Annotated in this window: 14 protein-coding genes; 5 read left to right on the top strand and 9 right to left on the bottom strand. The window is 66.2% G+C overall.

The genetic code is table 11. From position 1 onward, the window contains the following. Nucleotides 1-5: 5 nt before the first annotated feature. The 6 genes from rsmB to def form a co-directional block, all read right to left on the bottom strand. Entirely contained in the window at nt 6-1,337 is a 1,332-nt protein-coding gene (gene rsmB / locus N511_RS0107315) for a 16S rRNA (cytosine(967)-C(5))-methyltransferase RsmB (protein WP_027678694.1), read from the bottom strand. Between the two features lie 103 nt (nt 1,338-1,440). Continuing rightward, on the bottom strand, nt 1,441-2,301 hold the full coding sequence (gene htpX / locus N511_RS0107310) for a zinc metalloprotease HtpX (RefSeq protein ID WP_027678693.1): 861 nt from the start codon (nt 2,299-2,301) through the stop codon (nt 1,441-1,443). Between the two features lie 120 nt (nt 2,302-2,421). Next, the gene (locus N511_RS0107305; RefSeq protein WP_027678692.1) at nt 2,422-3,078 is read right to left on the bottom strand and encodes a LysE family translocator; all 657 of its coding nucleotides are present in this window, start codon (nt 3,076-3,078) and stop codon (nt 2,422-2,424) included. Nucleotides 3,079-3,109: 31 nt separating this feature from the next. Beyond that, nucleotides 3,110-4,093 carry a methionyl-tRNA formyltransferase gene (gene fmt / locus N511_RS0107300; RefSeq protein WP_027678691.1) on the bottom strand — a complete coding sequence of 328 codons (984 nt, stop codon included), beginning with the start codon at nt 4,091-4,093 and terminating at the stop codon, nt 3,110-3,112. A 57-nt stretch (nt 4,094-4,150) separates the two neighbouring features. Then, complete coding sequence (locus N511_RS0107295) at nt 4,151-6,175, bottom strand: ArnT family glycosyltransferase (RefSeq protein WP_027678690.1); 2,025 nt, start codon at nt 6,173-6,175, stop codon at nt 4,151-4,153. 10 nt (nt 6,176-6,185) lie between these two features. Then, nucleotides 6,186-6,701, bottom strand: a complete 516-nt coding sequence (def, locus tag N511_RS0107290; protein WP_027678689.1) for a peptide deformylase — start codon at nt 6,699-6,701, stop codon at nt 6,186-6,188. 252 nt (nt 6,702-6,953) lie between these two features. Here def and N511_RS0107285 point away from each other — a divergent pair, with 252 nt between their 5' ends. From N511_RS0107285 to N511_RS0107270, 4 genes are all read left to right on the top strand, one after another. Further along, nucleotides 6,954-8,141, top strand: coding sequence for a LysM peptidoglycan-binding domain-containing protein (locus tag N511_RS0107285; RefSeq protein WP_027678688.1), 1,188 nt, complete (start codon nt 6,954-6,956; stop codon nt 8,139-8,141). A gap of 25 nt (nt 8,142-8,166) precedes the next feature. Next, nucleotides 8,167-9,372, top strand: a complete 1,206-nt coding sequence (dprA, locus tag N511_RS0107280) for a DNA-processing protein DprA (RefSeq protein ID WP_027678687.1) — start codon at nt 8,167-8,169, stop codon at nt 9,370-9,372. A 62-nt stretch (nt 9,373-9,434) separates the two neighbouring features. Next, nucleotides 9,435-9,815, top strand: a complete 381-nt coding sequence (locus N511_RS0107275) for a thioredoxin family protein (protein WP_027678686.1) — start codon at nt 9,435-9,437, stop codon at nt 9,813-9,815. Between the two features lie 253 nt (nt 9,816-10,068). Beyond that, the gene (locus tag N511_RS0107270) at nt 10,069-12,699 is read left to right on the top strand and encodes a DNA topoisomerase III (RefSeq protein WP_027678685.1); all 2,631 of its coding nucleotides are present in this window, start codon (nt 10,069-10,071) and stop codon (nt 12,697-12,699) included. A 73-nt stretch (nt 12,700-12,772) separates the two neighbouring features. Here the strand turns inward: N511_RS0107270 and N511_RS0107265 are convergent, their stop codons facing one another. Then, nucleotides 12,773-13,711, bottom strand: coding sequence for a LysR family transcriptional regulator (locus N511_RS0107265; protein WP_009239399.1), 939 nt, complete (start codon nt 13,709-13,711; stop codon nt 12,773-12,775). A 452-nt stretch (nt 13,712-14,163) separates the two neighbouring features. Here N511_RS0107265 and N511_RS0107255 point away from each other — a divergent pair, with 452 nt between their 5' ends. Further along, the gene (locus tag N511_RS0107255; RefSeq protein WP_027678684.1) at nt 14,164-15,852 is read left to right on the top strand and encodes an AMP-binding protein; all 1,689 of its coding nucleotides are present in this window, start codon (nt 14,164-14,166) and stop codon (nt 15,850-15,852) included. A 48-nt stretch (nt 15,853-15,900) separates the two neighbouring features. On the opposite strand, the gene rodA is transcribed toward N511_RS0107255, so the two are convergent. Further along, nucleotides 15,901-17,052, bottom strand: coding sequence for a rod shape-determining protein RodA (gene rodA / locus N511_RS0107250; protein ID WP_037026347.1), 1,152 nt, complete (start codon nt 17,050-17,052; stop codon nt 15,901-15,903). 23 nt (nt 17,053-17,075) lie between these two features. Then, a complete protein-coding gene (mrdA, locus tag N511_RS0107245; protein WP_027678682.1) occupies nt 17,076-19,478 on the bottom strand; it encodes a penicillin-binding protein 2 in 2,403 nt (800 codons plus the stop codon). Nucleotides 19,479-19,484: the final 6 nt, after the last annotated feature.

Raw genomic sequence — 19,484 nt, 5'->3', positions numbered from 1 at the left:
GTGCATCAAGGCCGTTTCTGGAAAACCGCGTAAAAGAAGCCGTCGTGATCGAGCGGCAAGGGCGACGCGCCGGCGTCGAATCCGCTGGTCTGCGCCGCGTCGGGCGAGACCGGCAGCAACTGGCCGGGCGCGTGCAATCGTATCGCATCTTCCAGATGGCGTTCAAACCATCGGGCCTGGTCCTCGCCTTCCGTCGGAAAAATCGAACACGTGACATAAACCAACTTGCCACCCGGCTTCAGGCATGCCCAGAGGGCGCGCACGATGTCGCGCTGCAGCCGGACCAGCGCCTTGAGGTCGGCGGGGCGGCGCAGCCAGCGGATGTCCGGATGGCGCCGCACGATGCCGGCGGCCGAACACGGCACATCGGCCAGGATGCGGTCGAACGGTCGGCCGTCCCACCAGGTGTCGGGTTGGGCCGCGTCGCCAACGCAGAGCATGGCGGTCTGGCTCAGGCGTGCGAGATTTTCGGTGATACGCACGGCGCGCGCGGCATCCGACTCAAGCGCCGTGACGTCCAGGCCGTCAGCCAGCTCCAGCAGATGGCCGGTCTTGCCGCCCGGCGCGGCGCACGCATCGAGCACGCGCTGCCCGGGCGCGACGTCGAGCAACGTTGCAGCCAGTTGCGCCCCGGCGTCCTGCACGGAGACATCGCCGTCGGCAAAACCCGGCAGTTCGGCAACGGGCACGGCGCGCGCAAGGCGGACGGCCTGCTCGCCGATGCGCTCGGCGTCGATGCCGGCTTCGGCCAGGCGCGCGAGATACGCGTCGACGGCAATGCGGCGCGGGTTCACGCGCAGCACCATCGGCGGGCGGCGGTTGCCGGCGGCCAGGATGGTTTGCCATGTGTCGGGATACGCGCTGCGTACGGTGTCGATCCACCACGTCGGGTAGTTGGTGGCGGCCGACGGATCCGCCTGCATGTCTGCGACCAGCGCCTGTTGCTCGCGCAGGAAGCGGCGCAGCACGCCGTTGATCATGCCCTTGCCGTGCGACAGCTTGGGATCGGCCGAGGCGGCCGTCACGGTCTGGTCGACGACGGTGAACGGTGCGTACGGCAGCGGGTCGTCCAGCAATTGTGCGAGCGCTACACGCAGCAGATTGGCGGCGCCTTCGGCGGGCGGGCGCGGGATCAGCGTGCGGATCAGCCAGTCGGTGCTGCCCAGCCAGCGCGTGGCGCGGTAGGCGAGATCCTGCACGGCGCCGCGCACCGGTGCGGGCTGGCTCTGGCAAACGGCATCGATGGCCTGCGGCAATGCCGTGCCCTGCCGCAGCTTGCCCAGGGCGGCGGCGGCAAGCGACAAGGCGTGGGCGAGGGAATCGGGCGGCAGGCGCATCGGGCGGCAGGAAATCAGGCGGACAAAATGCAACGAGCCCGCGATGGGCGGGCTCGTGCGGACTGCGGAAGTATAAAGGAAGCGCCCCGTCGGGCTGCCGCTTTTACGCGGGATATTGCCCAGTCTGCGCCATCTGCATCAGTCGCGCGATGCGCTCTTCCGTGGCCGGGTGCGTGCTGAACAGGTTGGCCAGGCCGCCGCCATGCAGCGGGTTCATGATCATCATTTGCGCGGTGGCGGGGTGGGCTTCAGCGGCGGCAAACGGAATGCCGGCCGCATAGCGATGGATCTTGTCCAGCGCTGAGGCGAGCGCCTGCGGGTCGCCGCTGATGGTCGCGCCGCCGCGGTCGGCTTCGAACTCGCGTGCGCGGGAAATCGCCATTTGGATGAGCGACGCCGCCAGCGGCGCGAGGATCGCTACCGCAATCCCGGCGATCGGGTTGGCGGGGCGGCCTTCGCTGTCGCGGCCGCCGAAGAACACGGCAAAGTTCGCCAGCGCCGAGATCGCACCGGCCATGGTCGCCGAGATGGTCGAGATCAGGATGTCGCGGTGCTGCACATGCGCCAGTTCGTGCGCCATCACGCCGCGCAGTTCGCGCTCCGACAGGATATTGAGGATGCCCGTCGTGGCGGCCACGGCGGCATGCTCGGGGTCGCGGCCGGTAGCGAAGGCGTTCGGCTGCGCTTCGTCGATGAGATAGACGCGCGGCATCGGCAGGCCGGCGCGGCCGGCAAGCTCCTGCACCATCCGATAAAACTGCGGCGCGCTGGTCTCGTTGACTTCCTGCGCGTTGTACATGCGCAGGACCATCTTGTCGGAGAACCAGTACGAGAAGAAATTCATGCCCAGCGCGAACAGCAGCGCCAGCATCATCCCGCTGCGTCCGCCGATCATGCCGCCGATGACGATGAACAGCGCGGTGATCGCTGCCATCAACATGAAGGTCTTGATCCAGTTGAACATAGGGGCGTGGCTCCTGTGGGTGTTGGGGGCTGTGAAGTCGTTAGATCGCGATAATCGCTGAAAATTCAAGGGTTTGCGCCGCACTTGCGCGATATTTCGCCGCAGATGACGCTTGACGCATCAACGGGTGGTGAACGCCAGCCGCGCGCCCAGGCCGATAAACGCCGTGCCCACGACGCGATCGAGCCACCGCTTGATGCCGGGCTTGCCCGCCACCCGGCGCGTGACGCTGGCGGCCACCCACGCCACCAAGCTGTTCCAGATCGTCGACATGACGATGAACACGGCGCCCAGCGCCAGGAAGGCCAGCGCCTTGTGGGCGGCGTGCGGATCGACGAACTGCGGGAAGAACGACAGGAAGAACAGCACGACCTTCGGGTTCAGCACATTGGTGAGAAAACCCTGCATGAACAGCGACTTGAGCGGACGCGGGCGCCGGGCGGCGGGCGTTTCCGTTTTTTCGGCCGGGGCGTCGTCGCGTTCAGGCGGCGCCAGCAGCATGCGGCCGCCCAGATAAATCAAGTACGCCGCGCCGACCACCTTGATGACTGTGAACGCCACGGTAGACGCCGCGAGCAGCGCCGTCAGCCCGAACGCGACCGCCAGCACGTGCACGCAACAGCCCGCCGACACCCCCAGAGACGACAGCAGCCCCGCCGCGCGTCCTTGCGAGACGCTGCGCCCGACGATATAGGCCGTGTCGGGCCCTGGCGTCACATTCAGCAGAAACACGGCCAGCATGAAGAGCGGCAGATTGACGATGCCCAGCGCGGTCATGGCGAAATCCTCTTCTATATAGATAGAGCGGTTAGCTGCGCGAGGCGAAGCGCTGGCCGGGCTGGATCGCCAGGCCTTGCAGGAATTCCCGCGCGGGCAGGCGTTTGCCGCCCGGCTTCTGCAACTGCGTCACACGCAGCGCACCGGCGCCGCACGCGATGGTGACGCCCTCGGCGTTGGCGGCGAGTACCGTGCCGGGTTCTGCGTCAGCCGGGCGATCGGCCAGCGCCTCCGCCCGCCAGAACTTGATCGCCACGCCATCCAGCGCGGCCGATGCGCCGGGAAACGGGTTGAACGCATGCACCTGGCGCAGCAACGCGGCGGCGTGGCGCGACCAGTCGAGCGCGGCTTCGTCCTTGGCGATCTTCTCGGCATACGTGATGCCTTCGGCCGGCTGCGGCGTGGCGTCGAGCTTGCCGTCCTGCGCCAGCTTGGCGAGTGCCTCCACCACCATGCGCCCGCCGAGCGCAGCCAGCGTGTCGTGCAGCGTGCCGGTCGTGTCGGTCAGGCCGATGGGCACGCGCTCCATGGCGATCATGTCGCCGGTATCCAGGCCCGCATCCATCTGCATGAGCGTGATGCCCGATTCGGCATCGCCCGCTTCGATTGCACGGTGGATGGGCGCGGCGCCACGCCAGCGCGGCAGCAGCGACGCGTGGATGTTGATGCAGCCAAAGCGCGGCAGATCGAGCACTTCCTGCGGCAGGATCAGGCCGTAAGCGGCAACGACCATCACGTCGGGGCGTTGGGCGGCCAGGGCGTCGATGGCTTCGGCGGCTTCCTGCGGATATTTGCCCGTGCGGCGCAGCGACGTCGGCTGCAGGATCGGCGCGAACCCGTGCGTGACGGCGTACTGCTTGACGGGGCTCGCCTGCAATTGCATGCCGCGGCCGGCCGGGCGATCCGGCTGACTCAACACGGCTACGACGGGAAAGCCGGCCTGGTGGATCGCCGCCAGGGCAATCTGCGCAAATTCAGGCGTGCCGGCAAACGCTACGCGAAGGGTGGACGTCATGGATGGAAAACCGAAAACGAGGGGATGCGCGCTACACGACAGCGTAGCGCATTGGGCTTAGCGACGACCGCGATGCGGGGTGTCGGTCAGCGGCACGATGGGCTCGGGCGACGGCAGCGCCTCGGGCACGCCATTGCTACGCCGCTGGAACAGCGAGAAGGTTTCGTTGGTGTCGCCCGGACGGCTGCCGCGCCACACCATTTCCCAGTTGTTGCCGTGCGGGCGTCGTCGGGCGTGTTCCGGGCGTTTTTCGAGCACGAGTATCAGGTCGCAGGTGCGTGCGGTCGGGTTGGGGCGGTGATCGTCGCCGGCACCGCTGTGGCCGAGCAGCCATTTGACGGGGCGCACGCCGGTTTCGTAGTGCATCAGCGCACGCTCGCTTTCGCCCATGCCGCGCGTGGCCACACAGATCTGCGCCGATTCGAGCACCGGCTTGATCGCCTGGAACAGCGGGCGGTAGCTGCGGGCGTCGTCCACCCAGGGCATCAGCAGCGTGCCAAGCAGACCCCACACCATGCCCAGACCGGCCGCCCACGCGACCACGCCGGAGCGCGCGGGCCGCAGCCACACGCAGGCAGCCCACAGCGCCGTAATCGCCCCCGCTGCCAAGACGGCGAACGGGTGGATCAGCATGTCATACGGCAACGGCAGCACGCGGCCCAGCATCTTGGCCAGCCACCCCGGCAGCAATTGCCCACCGCTGGTCACGAGCGCGCCCCACACGGCCCACACCACCAGACCCAGCACGCCAAACAACGCCACCGCCGCGCCCCATGCGCGCGCGCGCCACGCTGGCGCGATCAGCAGCAGCATCGGCGCGCCGAGCAGGGCCAGCGCCGGTTGCAGCGGCATCAGGTAGACATCGCGCAGTACCGCCGAGCGCAGCACCACGGCAATCGTCGCCAACACGAAGAGCGCGATGACCAGGTGCCCCTGATACGGCAACAGCCACGCCGTACGCGCGCCATGCCCGCGCTGCCGCACGAGCTTGTACAGCGACACGGCCAGCACGGCCACCGCCGGCCACACAGCCGGCGTGCCGGTCAGGAAGATGGAACGGATGGTCGTCGTCAGCGCGCCTTTCTCGCCGCCCAGATGCGAGAAGCCGAAGAAGCGGCCCAGGTTGTTGACCCAGAACCATTCGATGAACAGGTCCGGCGATTCGTGCCAGAAGATGGCCGGCCAGATCGCCAGCCATGGCAGCGCCACCAGCAGCGAGAGGCCATAGAAGCGCCATGCCTGGCGGTTCCGGAAATCGGGCAACAGGGCGATCGCTGCCAGCAGGGTGATCGCGAACAGCCCCGGCACCAGCACGCCCTTGCCCAGGAAGGCCACGCCGATGCCCGTGCCGAACCACAGTGCGGGTCGCAGGACGTCGACGCCCTTTGCGCCGCCAGCTTCGCTCTCTTTGACGAAGCGCACCAAGCCATACAGGGCGATCGCGGTGCCGGCGAGTTGCGGGACATCGGCAATGAACTTGTGGACGTGCTCGACCAGTCCGACGCAGCCGGCAAACAGCAGCAGCGCGCCCAGCGCATAGTCGCGCAATGCAGCGCCACCGGCGTCGAGGCCGGCTTCACGGCGTGCGGCCAACGTCAGCCCGGGGCGCCCGCGGGCCAGGTCTGCGCCGACGCGCAAGCGCCAGTCGCGCGCTTCGCTGCGCAGCAGGCGCGCCGTGCGCCAGACGGCCCAGCACGTCAGCGCCATCCAGAACAGCACCGCCACGCGTACGGCTTCGTGCGGCGGCATGTCGGGCAGCGCGAGCGCGGCGAGCGCGCCCGTCCAGTACATCAGCGGGGGTTTTTCGACGAACGGTTCGAAGGCGACGTTGGGAACGACCCAGTCGCCGCGCTCGATGATGTTGATGACGATGCCGAAGGAATACGGCTCGTCCGCCTTCCATGGCGCGCGCCAGAACGTGCCCGCCACAAAATACGCGCACAGCATCAGCACGACCACGGCACGCCAGTGCCGCACCAGCAGCGCCGACAGGCGGCGCGGGCTTACGTTGGTGCCTGCGTCATCGGGAGCGATCGGCATCAGCGGGATGGGGCGAGGGCGCGCGTCGGCGTCGGCAGGCATGGGAACGCGTTCAACGCTGGGGCGCCGCGTCGCGTTGATGCTTCTTGAGCTTGGAGCGGATGCGCGTCTGCTTGAGCGGCGAGAGGTATTCGACGAAGACCTTGCCCATCAGGTGATCCATCTCGTGCTGGATGCACACGGCCAGCAGATCGTCGGCCTCCAGCTCGAAGGTTTCGCCCTTCTCGTTCAGTGCACGCACGCGCACGCGGGCCGGGCGGTCGACCTTGTCATAGATATCAGGCACCGACAGGCAGCCTTCGTCCCAGACCTTGTGCTCGTCACTGGCCCAGATGATTTCCGGGTTGATGAACACGCGCAGCTCGTCGCGCGATTCCGACACGTCGATGGTGATCACGCGCTCGTGCACGTCGACCTGCGTGGCGGCCAGGCCAACGCCCGGCGCCTCGTACATGGTCTCGGCCATGTCAGCCACCAGTTTGCGGATGCGGTCATCCACCACGGCGACCGGTTTGGCGACCTTGTGCAGCCGCGGATCAGGGTATTGCAGGATATTCAGTAGGGCCATGATGCTTGGCAACAACGGTTGCAGAAGGCCACGCTAACGAGGGGTTGCCTTCAATTGCGATCGCTTGGAATGTCATGCAGAATCGGGGGCGCTATCCGCCACATGGCTTAGGAAAAAGCCTGACGAATGTTGGATGCCATACCCCTCTTGCTGCAGCGCAGAACTGCGTACAGCTGCGGCGGTGAGGCGTCGAACAGGCCCGCGGACCACTCGCCGATTCTTCATAGAATAATGCGCCATCGTAACACACCGATGCACTCCCAGCCCGCCATGCAAACTGCCACGAAAGCGCGCCAGTCTTACGTTTGCGCCCTGTCGGCGGTTGCCGCGGCAGCGCTTTTCTGCATGGGCGCCGCCCACGCTGCCGAGCGCACTGTGACGCCGGCGCAACAGGCGCAGGCCGCGACCGCAGCCCAAGCGGGCATCCCCGAATCCGAACTGTCCCCCACCGCGCCTGCGCAGTACACCGTGCGCCGTGGCGACACGCTCTGGGCGATCTCCGGCAAGTACCTCAAGCGGCCCTATCGCTGGCCCGAACTCTGGGGCATGAACCGCGAGCAGATCCGCAACCCGCATCTGATCTATCCGGGCCAGATCCTGTACCTGCATCACGCCAATGGCCGCGCGTGGCTGTCGAGTTCGCCGGCGTCGGCGGATGGCAGCACGGTGCGCCTGTCGCCGCATACCCGCGTGTCGGGCCAAGACGGCGACGCCATCTCCAGCATTCCGGCCGCCGCCATCGAGCCGTTCCTGACCCAGCCGATCGTGGTGGATGAAGAAACGCTGGCCACGCCGGCGCGCATCTTCTCGCTGCCCGAAGGCCGCGTTTATCTGGGCAAGGGCGAAAACGCCTACGCCCGCGGGCTGCCGGAAGGCGAAGGCGGCCAGGCTGGCACCGAATGGCAGGCGTATCGCCCCGTCCGTCCGCTCAAGGACCCTGTGACGGGCAACGTGCTCGGCTACGAAGCGGACTTCCTCGGCACGCTGCGCGTGGTGCGTGCGGCGACCGGCCCGCAGGCGGTCACCAAGATGGAAGTGCTGTCGTCCAAGGAAGAAATGGGCGTCGGCTCGCAGCTGATGCCACTGCCGCCGCGCGTGCCGGTGCGTTATACGCCGCATGCGCCGGAAGGCGACGTGCATGGCGCGGTCGCCAAGGTGACTGGCGGCGTGCGTTTTGGCGGCACCGACCAGGTGGTTGTGCTCAACATCGGCAGCCAGCAGGGGCTGGAGCCGGGCCACGTGCTGTCGCTGGCGCGCGCTGGTGCGCTCGTGAAAGACGCCACCGCGGGCAACGAGGCCGTGCAACTGCCGGAAGAACGCTACGGCCTGGCCTTCGTGTTCCGCGTGTTCCCGCATGTCGCCTATGCACTGGTGACGGACGCCTCCAACACCGTGGAAGTGGGCGACAGCGTCAGCAACCCGATGTCGCCGCAACCCTGAACTACGCGCTACCGCAGTCCCTGATTTGACCGATGCATCCCAGGTCGCGGCACCCGCCGCGGCTGACTCCACGGCTTCCCTCTCCTGCACGCGCGACCCGGCTGAACTGGCCGCGTGGCTGCGTCTGACTGAAACCCCCGGCGTCGGGCCCGTTGCCGCGCGGCAGTTGCTGGCGGCCTTCGGGTTGCCGCAAGACATCTTCGCCCAGCCGTATGCCGCGCTCGCCAAGGTGCTGCCGGAGCGCCAGGCGCGGGCGGTGCTCGCCGAGCCCGACGACACGCTGTCAGCGCTGATCGAGCGCACTGTCGCCTGGGTGAACGAGCCGGGCAACGCCATCTTCACGCTGGCCGATCGCGGCTACCCGCCCCGCCTGCTCGAACTGCCGGACCCGCCGACCCTCCTGTACACCAAGGGCGACGCCTCCCTGCTGCGCGCGGCCGCGGTGGGCGTGGTGGGCGCGCGCAGCGCCACGGCCGCCGGCATTGAGAACGCCCGGGCGTTTTCCCAGGCGCTGTCGGCAGCGAGCGTGACGATCGTGTCGGGCCTGGCGCTCGGCATCGATGCCGCCGCGCATGAGGGCGCGCTGGCCGGTCCGGGAAGCACCATCGCAGTCGTAGGTACGGGGCTCGATATTGTTTACCCAGCCCGCAACCGGGCGCTGGCGCATCGCATTGCCGAGGCTGGCGTGATCATCTCCGAATACCCGCTCGGCATGGGCGCACGTGCCGAGAACTTCCCGCGCCGCAATCGACTGATCTCCGGCTTGGCGCGCGGGCTGCTGGTGGTGGAAGCGGCGGCGCAGTCCGGCTCGCTGATCACGGCGCGGCTGGCGGCCGAGCAGGGGCGCGATGTGTTTGCGATTCCCGGGTCGATCCATTCGCCGCTCGCCAAGGGCTGCCATCTGTTGATCAAGCAAGGCGCCAAGCTGGTGGAAACCGCTGCCGATATCCTCGACGAACTCGGCTGGGGGCGCGCTGCAACGCCGGCCAAACGTGCGACGCGCACGGCCACGGTCCAGGCACCCGAGGCCGCGCCGGCCCCAGCCCGCGCGGCGCCGAGTGCGGCTGAAACGACGTTGCTCGACGCGCTTGGGTTTGACCCCGTCGATCTGGATACCTTGTGCGAGCGCACCGGCCAAGCAGCGGCCCCGCTGTCCGCGCAGCTTCTGGCGCTGGAGCTGGATGGCCGCGTCGAGCGTCAGCCCGGCGGGCGCTTCCTGCGGCTTCCGTGAAAGCGTGCCTACAATAGGCGCGACCCCCTCGCCACTCTGCTGATCGTTCAGCCCCGTTTTTCATGCCACTGCTCTCGCCCGACACCGACGCCGCTGCGCTGCACGCGGGCATCCGCTCCGGGCAACTGCTGGTCGCGTGCCTGTGCGCGGAGTGGTGTGGCACGTGCCGCAGCTACCGCACCACCTTCATTGAACTGGCGCAGCGGCATCCAGAGTGCTGCTTCGTCTGGGTCGATGTGGAAGACCATGCCGACGCGCTGGGCGATTTCGACGTGGAAAACTTTCCGACCCTGCTGGTGCAGCGAGGGAGCGATGTGTTGTTTTTCGGCCCCGTCTTGCCCCATGCGGGCGTTGTTGAAGGCTTGCTTTCGCGTGATCTGAGCACGGCTTCGGCGGTGGCTGCGGCCCCCGACTTGCGAGGCTGGCTGCTGGAATCGGCGTGATTGCAGGCCTTGACAACGCCAAGCGCCGCATGCGCCACTCTATTGCGCCTGAAAAGGAACCGCGCTTATGATTGGCGGCCAAATTTGGGCCGGCCGAACATTGAGGACGCCCAGATAGGCGCGCTGACAGGCGTCGCCGGCACTTGAAGTCGGCGGGCGTTGCCATAAGACTCTAAAAAAACACGCGAACGGTCGTTATAGAAAAGCGACTTCTTCTTTACCCGATTACTTGCGATCGCCAGGATCCGCTCACATGTCCAAGGCTCTCATCATTGCCGAAAAACCGTCGGTCGCCGCTGATATCGCGCGCGCGCTGGGTGGCTTCACCAAGCACGACGAGTACTTTGAGAGCGACGACTACGTCCTCTCGTCGGCGGTTGGCCACCTGGTCGAGATTGCCGCGCCGGATGAATACGAAGTCAAACGCGGCAAATGGAGCTTCGCGCATCTGCCCGTGATCCCGCCGCACTTCGACCTTCGCCCGATCGCCAAGTCGGAGTCGCGCCTGAAGGTGCTGACGCGCCTGATCAAGCGCAAGGACGTCACCAGCCTGATCAACGCATGTGACGCGGGGCGCGAAGGTGAATTGATCTTCCGCCTGATCGCGCAACACGCAAACACCAAGTTGCCGGTGAAGCGTCTGTGGCTGCAGTCGATGACGCCGCAGTCGATTCGGGACGGCTTTGCCAAGCTGCGCAGCGACGAAGAAATGATCCCGCTGGCCGACGCTGCCCGCTGCCGGTCGGAGGCCGACTGGCTGGTCGGCATCAACGGTACGCGTGCGATGACCGCGTTCAACAGCAAGGGCGGCGGATTCTTCCTGACCACCGTGGGCCGCGTGCAAACGCCCACGCTGTCGATCGTGGTGGAGCGCGAAGAGAAGATCAAACGCTTCGTCCAGCGCGATTACTGGGAAGTGCGCGCCGAGTTCATCGCTGCGGCCGGCCTGTACGAAGGCCGCTGGTTCGACCCGAAATTCAAGAAGAACGAGTTCGATCCAGAGCAACGCGATTCGCGTCTGTGGAGCGAGGCCGAGGCCAAGAGCATCGTGGCCGCGTGCCGCGACAAGCCGGGTTCGGTGACGGAAGAATCGAAGCCGTCGACGCAGATGTCGCCGGCGCTGTTCGACCTGACCAGCCTGCAGCGCGAGGCCAACGGCCGCTTCGGCTTCTCGGCCAAGAACACGCTGGGCCTGGCGCAGGCGCTGTATGAAAAGCACAAGGTGCTGACCTACCCGCGTACCGATTCGCGCGCGCTGCCCGAAGACTACATGGGCACGGTCAAGCAGACGCTGGACATGCTGGGCGAAAGCTCGCCCAACTATCTGACGCATGCGAAGAAGATCCTGGCCAACCAGTGGGTCAAGCCGAACAAGCGGATCTTCGACAACAGCAAGATCAGCGATCACTTCGCCATCATCCCGACGCTGCAGGCACCAAAAAACCTCTCGGAGCCCGAGCAGAAACTGTACGACCTGGTGGTGCGCCGCTTCCTGGCAGTGTTCTTCCCGGCCGCCGAATACCAGGTCACCACGCGGATTACCGAGGTGGCCGGGCATCACTTCAAGACCGAAGGCAAGGTGCTGGTGAATCCGGGCTGGCTGGTCGTGTACGGCCGCGAGGCGCAGGGCGAAGACGCCAACCTCGTGCCGGTCGCCAAGGACGAGAAGGTCAAGACGGACAAGGTCGAGCCGGTCGGCCTGACCACCAAGCCGCCCGCACGCTACAACGAAGCGACGCTGCTGTCGGCCATGGAAGGTGCCGGCAAGCTGGTCGACGACGACGCGCTGCGCGAAGCCATGGCCGGCAAGGGCCTGGGCACGCCAGCGACGCGCGCGGCCATCATCGAAGGTCTGCTGACGGAAAAGTACCTCGTGCGCGAGGGCCGCGAGTTGATTCCGACTGCCAAGGCCTTCCAGCTGATGACGCTGCTGCGTGGGCTGGGCGTGGAAGAACTGACGCAGGCCGAGTTGACGGGCGGCTGGGAGCACAAGCTTTCGCTGATCGAACGCGGTCAGCTGGAGCGCGACGAATTCATGCGCGAGATCGCGCAGATGACGCAGCAGATCGTCAAGCGCGCCAAGGAATACGACAGCGACACCATCCCCGGCGACTACGCGACGCTTTCCACGCCGTGCCCGCAATGCGGCCACGTGGTCAAAGAGAACTACCGCCGCTTCGCCTGCAGCCACTGCGATTTCTCGATCAGCAAGATTCCGGGCGGACGCCAGTTCGAGCTGAACGAGGTGGAAGAGCTGCTGACTAACAAGACCATCGGCCCGCTGCAGGGCTTCCGCAGCAAGATGGGCCGGCCGTTTGCGGCCATCCTCAAGCTCGCGCAGGAAGACGGTCACTGGAAGATGGAGTTCGACTTCGGCCAGAACGACGAAGACGATGGCGAGCCGGTCGATTTCTCCGGCCAGGAAAGCGTCGGCCACTGCCCGAAGTGCAACGGCAACGTCTACGAGCACGGCTTGAAGTACGTGTGCGAGAACGCCGTGGCGCAGCCCAAGACCTGCGACTTCACCACCGGCAAGATCATCCTGCAGCAGGAGATCAGCCGCGAGCAGTTGGCCAAGCTGCTGACTGAGGGCAAGACGGACCTGCTGACCGGCTTCAAGTCGGCGCGCACGGGCCGCAACTTCAAGGCGTTCCTGGTCAAGCAGCCCGACGGCAAGATTGGCTTCGAATTCGAGCCGCGCGGCGAAGGCAAGGGCAAGCCCGGTGCCAAGACTGCGGCGAAGAAGACGACGGCCGCCGCCAAGACGCCCGCTGCAAAGAAGGCGCCCGCCAAGACCGCAAGCAGGACGGCCGCAAAGAAGGCCCCGGCGCGCAAGAAAGCCGCTGAAGCCGAGGCCGATGAGGAAAGCACCAGCGAAACCTGATCGCGGTTTCGCAGGCATCAATACAAACGGGAGGACACTGTCCTCCCGTTTTGTTTTGGCGATGCGGCTTGGCTTATGCGGCTTCGCTCAGGCCGCGGCCGGCGCGCGCCTCGCTGTGCTTGACCTCCATCGCCTGGGCCAGCATGTAGTCGATGAACGTGCGGACCTTCGTCGGCAGGAACTTGCGGCTCGGGTACACCAGCGACAGCGACCGGTGCGGCAGCTTGTATTGCGGCAGCACGCGCACCAGTCGTCCGGATTCCAGATCCGGCCGGGCCATGTACGACGACAGAATCGCGATGCCCATGTCGGCGAGCACCGCGCGGTGCATCAGTTCGGCATTGCTGGTGACGAGCGAGGGCTGCACCGGCACCGAGATCGACTGGCCGTCGGGCGTGCTCATCTCCCATTCGTGACGCAGTTGCGGATGCCACATGGCGATGACGCGGTGCTCGGCAATATCTTCGGCGCGCTGCGGCGTGGAATGCTGGCGGAGATAGGCCGGCGTGGCCGCCATGACCATCTCGGCGGAAATCATGCGGCGTGCGACGAGGTGCGAGCCGAGGCCGAGTTCTGAAACCATGATGCCGACGTCGCGGCCGTCCTCGACGATGTCGATCGGCCGATCAGACAGCGCCACGTCAAACGTCACCTCGGGATAAAGCTGCTGGAAGCGCGCGAGCAGCATGGGCAGCACATGCAACCCGAACATGACCGGGGCGACGATGCGCAGGCCACCGACGAGCGCCTGGCTGCGCGAGGTGGCGAGCGATTCGGCCTCGTCAATGTCGAGCAGGATCTGCGCACAGCGCTGCAGGTAGGTTTCGCCCACGTCGGTCAGCGACAGGCTGCGCGTGGTGCGGTTGAGCAGGCGCGTGCCGAGATGCGCCTCAAGGTCGGCCACGTAGCGTGTGACCACGGCATTGCTCATCGACAGATGCTGGGCTGCCCGGGCGAAGCTGCCAAGCTCCACCACCTTGGAAAACACCCGCATCGACTGCAAACGATCCATTCCAGCCTCTCACATAATTTGTTGTCAAAAATAGAACAAATCTGTCATGACAGCAAATATTTAATATTGTCACAAGCAATTCACTGCCTAGGGGCGATCCCGGAATGTGAGCGCACGCTCAGGTCAGAATGTCGGCGGGGTTTGTGTTTGCGCTGTTTCATTGCCGTGGCTGCGTATCCGACTTCTCACCGATTGACGCCGTAGCAGATTTGCGCCGAGACTCTATACCGAACGGTAGATTTTTGTGGGATTCGTCTTGCGCGACGTCATGTTCGGTTCAAATCGTGGGTGGAACAGGGTCTTGCGCAAATCGGTGCGGCGGTGGCCAAACGGCTTCGCCATACTCGAACGATGGATGCCGCGAACCCTGACCCGCATGAGCGCCCCGCAACGAGGGCTGCCATCACGGCCGATGTCTCGCTTTGCGAGGCCGCCGGCCGAGGAGACACCACATGACCATCCAGAACCGCGAACCGGTCAATTATCTGGCGGGCGAAATGCCGCTGCACCGGTATTGCGCCCACCATGCGCAGCAAACGCCCGAGCGCATCGCCCTGTTGTGGTATGGCCGCACGATCTGCTGGCGCGAGCTGGACCAAGCCTCGACGCGGCTGGCAGTGCAGTTGCGGCGGCTGGGCGTGACACGCGGCGATCGCGTTGCGCTGTTTCTGCACAACTGTCCGCAAGCCATCGTTGCGCATCTGGCCACGGCCAAGCTGGGCGGCATCGTCGTGCCGTGCGGGCCGCTGTCGCGTCAACACGAACTGCGCGACCAACTGGCCGATTCCGGCGCCAAGATCCTCGTGGCCGCGGCAGACTTGATGCCGATCGTCGAGGCCGCCCGGCCCGGCACGTCGGTCACGACCGTCATCACCACGCGCTATGCCGATCTGCAGCCCTCGCAGCCGGCGTGCCGCAAGGCGCTGGCCGTGCCGCCCGAGCTGATTGCCGCCGATGCCTCGTCTGCGCCGCCGCTCAAGAACAAGCCGGGCGCCGCGCAGCTTGACCTGATGCAGCTGATGGCCGAACCCGTGGATGTGGCCGAGCGCGATGCCGTGGCTGCCATCCAGGTTGGCTTGGATGAAGTGGCGCTGATGGTCTACACGTCTGGCACCACCGGCCGCCCGAAGGGGGCCATGCTGACGCACCGCAACGCGCTGTACAAAACGGCTGTCACGGTGCAGGTCGGTGGCATCCAGGCGGCCGACGTGCTGCTCGCCGTGGCGCCGCTGTCGCATATTGCCGGCATGCTGATGGGCATGAACGTGATGCTGTATTCCGGCGCGCCCACCATCCTGCTCTATCGTTTCGATCCGCTGGCCGTGCTGCAGGCCATCGACCGCTACCGCGTCACGTGGTGGTACAGCATGACGCCAATGAACCTGGCGGTGATGGCGCACCCGGATGCCGCGCAATACCGCATGGAATCGCTCGTGACCAACCCATGCACCAGCTTTGGCGTGACGTTGACGGAGGCGATCGCCGAGCAGTGGCGGACCTTTGCCGGACCGCAGTGCCGAACCTACGAAGCTGCATACGGCCTGTCGGAAACGCATACCTGTGACGCCATCACGCCGGCCGATGCCCCGCGCTGGGGATGGCACGGCAAGATCGTCCCGCAGACCGAGGTACGCATCGTCGACCCGCACACCGGCGCAGAATTGCCGCCCGGCCAGGCGGGCGAGATCACCATCCGCAGCCCCGGCGTGTTCCGCGGCTACTGGCAGCGCGACGAGGCCACGCGCGCCGTCCTGCACAACGGTTTCCTGCGCACCGGCGACATCGGCCAGGTCTCGCCCGACGGCTACCTTCAGTGGCAGGGCCGCATCAAGGAGATGATCAAGGTGTCGGGCTACAGCGTGTTTCCGGAGGAGGTCGAGGCGCTGCTGTCGCGCCACCCGGGTATCCGCCAGGTGGCCGTGACGCCCATTCCCGATCCCGACAAGGGCGAAGTCGTCTGCGCGCACGTGGTGCCGATGAGCGGCGTGACGCTCTCGGAAGCCGAGCTGATTGCCTGGTCGCGCGACAACATGGCGCCGTACAAGGTGCCGCGGCGCGTGAAATTCCACGACGCGCTGCCTGCCACCGCGACGGGCAAGGTGCTGCGAAGGTTGCTGCGCGAAGAGGCCATCGCCGCCTGAAAAGCAAAACGGCCGCCAGAATTTGGCGGCCGTTTCGTTTGTCAGGTGTCAGGTCTGCACGAAGCGTTTCTGTCGGGCGATGCTCATCAGGATGCCGATGCCCATGCCCAGCGTGACGAGCGCCGTTCCCCCGTAGCTGATGAGCGGCAGCGGCACGCCCACCACAGGCAGGATGCCGCTCACCATGCCCATGTTGACGAAGGCGTAGGTGAAGAAGATCAGCGTGATCGACCCTGCCAGCAAGCGCCCGAACAGCGTGCCTGCATTGGCGGCAATGAAGAGCCCGCGCAGGATCAGCAGCAGGTACAGGAACAGCAGCACACCGTTGCCCACCAGTCCGAATTCCTCGGAATACACCGCGAAAATGAAGTCGGTGTGCTTCTCGGGGATGAACTCCAGGTGGGTTTGCGTGCCCTTCAGCCATCCCTTGCCCGTCACGCCGCCCGAGCCGATGGCAATGATCGACTGGATGGTGTGGAAGCCCTTTCCGAGCGGGTCGGTGGTCGGATCGAGCAGCGTACAGACGCGGTGCTGCTGGTAGTCGTGCAGGATCGGCCAGTTCACGCCCGGTGCGCAGATGCGCGACTCGAACGACACCACCAGCGTGATCGCCGTCACCGCAACCACCAGCACCGGCACGATCAGCCGCCAAGACAGCCCGGCAAAGTAGATCACGTAGATGCCTGCCGCCAGCACCAGAAGCGCCGTGCCCAAGTCCGGCTGCTTGGCGATAAGCCCGACGGGAATCAGCAGCAGCAAGGCGGCCGCCAGATAGTCGTACCAGTGGATCACGCCCTCGCGCTTCTGGAAGTACCACGCCAGCATCAGCGGCATGGCGATCTTCATGATCTCGGAGGGCTGGACGACCACGCCGATATTGAGCCACCGCCGCGCGCCCTTGCGGATGAGCCCGAACGCCGCCACGCCAATCAACAACGCCACGCCGACGGTGTAGAGCGGCACCGCAAAGCGCATCAGCGTCTGCTGCGGCAGGTTGGCGATGATCCACATCAGCACGAACGACAGCAGGATGTTGCGGACTTGGTCTTCCACCCGGCCCGGCATGTCGATGGCGGCCGAGTACAGCGCGATCAATCCGGTGCCGAGCAGCAGGAAGACGATCAACGCCAGCGGGCCGTCAAAGCCCGTGAAGAGCGACTTGATGACGTTGAATATGCGGCGCTTGTCCAGTTTGTCCATGGCGAAATCCTCAAGCGCAAATATTAGGGCGCGGCCGGCTTGGAGGCCGGTTTCTGCGCGGGCTTCGGTGCCGGCTTGTTGCCGGGCTTGGCGTCCTTCGCCCCCTTGGGGGCGGTGGCCGGCGCCGAAGCCGGTGCGGCAGCGTTGCCTCGTCCGCGCGGCGGCAGTTCTGGTGCGGGTTGCGCGTGCGACAGCGCCTGCAGCACCTGGGCATCCAGCGTGGCCGGGGCGACGGCCTCGGCGCTGGTGCCGGCCTCGCGCAGGGCCGGCGCCACCAAGTCCGGCGACAGCGGCGGCACGCTGCGTGCGGCGCCCGCCGTGATCGACGACGCGGCCAGCGCCGAAGCGGCGGTCGCACCGGCAGCGGAAGCCGCCACGCCCGAAGCGGCAGCCACCCCGGATGCCGGCTCTGCAGCCACCGGCGGCGCAGCTGTTGCGCTCGCGATGGTGGCCGTCTTGCCGGTCGAGAACACGCTCGGCGTATCCACCGGCGGTTGCTGCTGAGGTTTCGGCGCGGTGGCAGCCAGCTCGGCGGGCCACTTGCCGGTCAGGTAATAGTCCATCACCGCACGTGCGATTGGCGCGGCCGATGCAGCGCCGAAGCCCGCGTTTTCCACGATCAGCGCGAGCGCGATCTTCGGATGGTCTGCCGGCGCAAACGCCTCGAACAACGCATGGTCGCGCTTGTTTTCGGGGATGGCGTGGTGGTTGTACTTTTCGTTCTTGCCCAGCGAATACACCTGCGCCGTACCGGTCTTGCCCGCCGACACATACTGCGCACCGATGAACGCCTTGGCCGCCGTGCCGGCCTGGTTCACGCCCACCATGGCGCGCTTGATCACGTCGATGTTGGCCTGCTTGAGCGGAATCCGGTAGCTCTCGGTCGGCACCGTCAGCGAGCGCGACTTGGACAGCGAATCTTCAACGGCCTTCACCAGGTGAGGCTTCATCACCACGCCATTGTTGGCCAGCGTCGATATCGCGTGCGCGAGCTGCAGGATGGTGAAGTTGTTGTAGCCCTGGCCGATGCCCAGCGAGATGGTTTCGCCGTCGTACCACTTCTGCTGCTCGGGCCGCTTGTAGGCTTTGCGCTTCCACTCGGTGGACGGCAGGATGCCCGTGCGCTCGCCCTCGATGTCGATGCCCGTGACCTGCCCGAAGCCGAACGGCTTCATGAAATCGTGGATGGCATTGACGCCCATGTCGTTGGCGAGCCGGTAGTAATACGTGTCGCACGACGCCACGATGGAGCGGTACATGTCGACCCAGCCGTGCCCGCCCGGCACGTCATCGCGGAAGGTGTGGTTGCCCAGCGTGAACGAGCCCGGATCGGCCATGCCCCACTGCGGCGTGCGCTTGCCCAGCTCCAGCGCGCCCAGCGCCATGAACGGCTTGTACGTCGAGCCCGGCGGATACGTGCCGCGCAGCGGGCGGTTCAGCAGCGGCTTGTCCGGCGAGTTGTTCAGCTCGTTCCAGGTCGCGCTGTCGATCCCTTCAATGAACAGGTTCGGATCGAACGTCGGCTTGGAGACGAAGGCGAGGATGTCGCCCGTCTCCGGCTCGATCGCCACGAGGGCGCCGCGCCGGTTGCCGAAGAGCTGTTCGGCCAGCCGCTGCAGGTTGATGTCGAGCGACAGGATCAGGTTGTTGCCCGGCGTTGCCTGCGAGGTCGACAGCGTGCGGATCGGGCGCCCGCCCGCGCTGACTTCCACCTCTTCGTAACCCGTCAGGCCGTGCAACTCGGTTTCGTAGCTCTGCTCGATGCCGACCTTGCCGATGTATTCCGTGCCGCTGTAGTTGTTCGAATCCTTGCGCGGGTCGTACGCCACGCCGGGCTGGCTGTTGGCATCGCTCATGTTGTCGATGCGGTCCAGATCGCGCTCGGAGATGCGGCCGATGTAGCCGATCACGTGCGACGCCGAGTCGCCCAGCGGGTATTGGCGGAACAGCCGCGCATGCACGTCCACACCCGGAAAGCGAAAGCGCTGCGCCGAGAACCGCGCGACTTCCTGGTCCGTCAGCTGACTGCGGATCGGCAGGCTTTCGAAGCTGCGCGCATCTTCCATCAGGCGCTTGAAGCGGCGGCGGTCGCGCGGCTGGATATCGACCACCTGGGCAAGCTGGTCGATCGTGTTGTCGAGCGTGTCCTGCAGCTTGGACGGCGTGATCTCCAGCGTGTACGCCGAATAGTTGCGCGCCAGCACCACGCCGTTGCGGTCCATGATGATGCCGCGGTTGGGCTCGATCGGCGCGACCGAGATGCGGTTGTCTTCCGCCTTGGCCGAGTACTGCTCGTGCTTGACCTGCTGCAGCCAGAAGAAACGCGCCAGCAGCAGCCCGAAGCAGACCAGCACGAACAGGGCGGCCGCCGCCAGCCGCAGGCGGAAGCGCGACAGCTCCTGTTCGACGTTGCGGATTTCGGTCATGCCAGG

It is taken from the genome of Ralstonia sp. UNC404CL21Col (assembly GCF_000620465.1).
In the GTDB taxonomy this organism is placed as follows: domain Bacteria; phylum Pseudomonadota; class Gammaproteobacteria; order Burkholderiales; family Burkholderiaceae; genus Ralstonia; species Ralstonia flatus.
The sequence above is the reverse complement of the archived record's forward strand: the minus strand, read 5'-3'. Positions and strand labels throughout refer to the sequence as shown.

Excerpts from the sequence above, each read along its gene's own strand:
- htpX (WP_027678693.1), bottom strand. The coding sequence starts at position 2,301 with ATGTTCAACTGGATCAAGACCTTCATGTTGATGGCAGCGATCACCGCG.
- N511_RS0107285 (WP_027678688.1), top strand. The coding sequence starts at position 6,954 with ATGCACTCCCAGCCCGCCATGCAAACTGCCACGAAAGCGCGCCAGTCT.
- N511_RS0107295 (WP_027678690.1), bottom strand. The coding sequence starts at position 6,175 with ATGCCTGCCGACGCCGACGCGCGCCCTCGCCCCATCCCGCTGATGCCG.
- rodA (WP_037026347.1), bottom strand. The coding sequence starts at position 17,052 with ATGGACAAACTGGACAAGCGCCGCATATTCAACGTCATCAAGTCGCTC.
- mrdA (WP_027678682.1), bottom strand. The coding sequence starts at position 19,478 with ATGACCGAAATCCGCAACGTCGAACAGGAGCTGTCGCGCTTCCGCCTG.
- rsmB (WP_027678694.1), bottom strand. The coding sequence starts at position 1,337 with ATGCGCCTGCCGCCCGATTCCCTCGCCCACGCCTTGTCGCTTGCCGCC.
- N511_RS0107275 (WP_027678686.1), top strand. The coding sequence starts at position 9,435 with ATGCCACTGCTCTCGCCCGACACCGACGCCGCTGCGCTGCACGCGGGC.
- N511_RS0107265 (WP_009239399.1), bottom strand. The coding sequence starts at position 13,711 with ATGGATCGTTTGCAGTCGATGCGGGTGTTTTCCAAGGTGGTGGAGCTT.
- N511_RS0107270 (WP_027678685.1), top strand. The coding sequence starts at position 10,069 with ATGTCCAAGGCTCTCATCATTGCCGAAAAACCGTCGGTCGCCGCTGAT.
- fmt (WP_027678691.1), bottom strand. The coding sequence starts at position 4,093 with ATGACGTCCACCCTTCGCGTAGCGTTTGCCGGCACGCCTGAATTTGCG.
- N511_RS0107255 (WP_027678684.1), top strand. The coding sequence starts at position 14,164 with ATGACCATCCAGAACCGCGAACCGGTCAATTATCTGGCGGGCGAAATG.
- N511_RS0107305 (WP_027678692.1), bottom strand. The coding sequence starts at position 3,078 with ATGACCGCGCTGGGCATCGTCAATCTGCCGCTCTTCATGCTGGCCGTG.
- def (WP_027678689.1), bottom strand. The coding sequence starts at position 6,701 with ATGGCCCTACTGAATATCCTGCAATACCCTGATCCGCGGCTGCACAAG.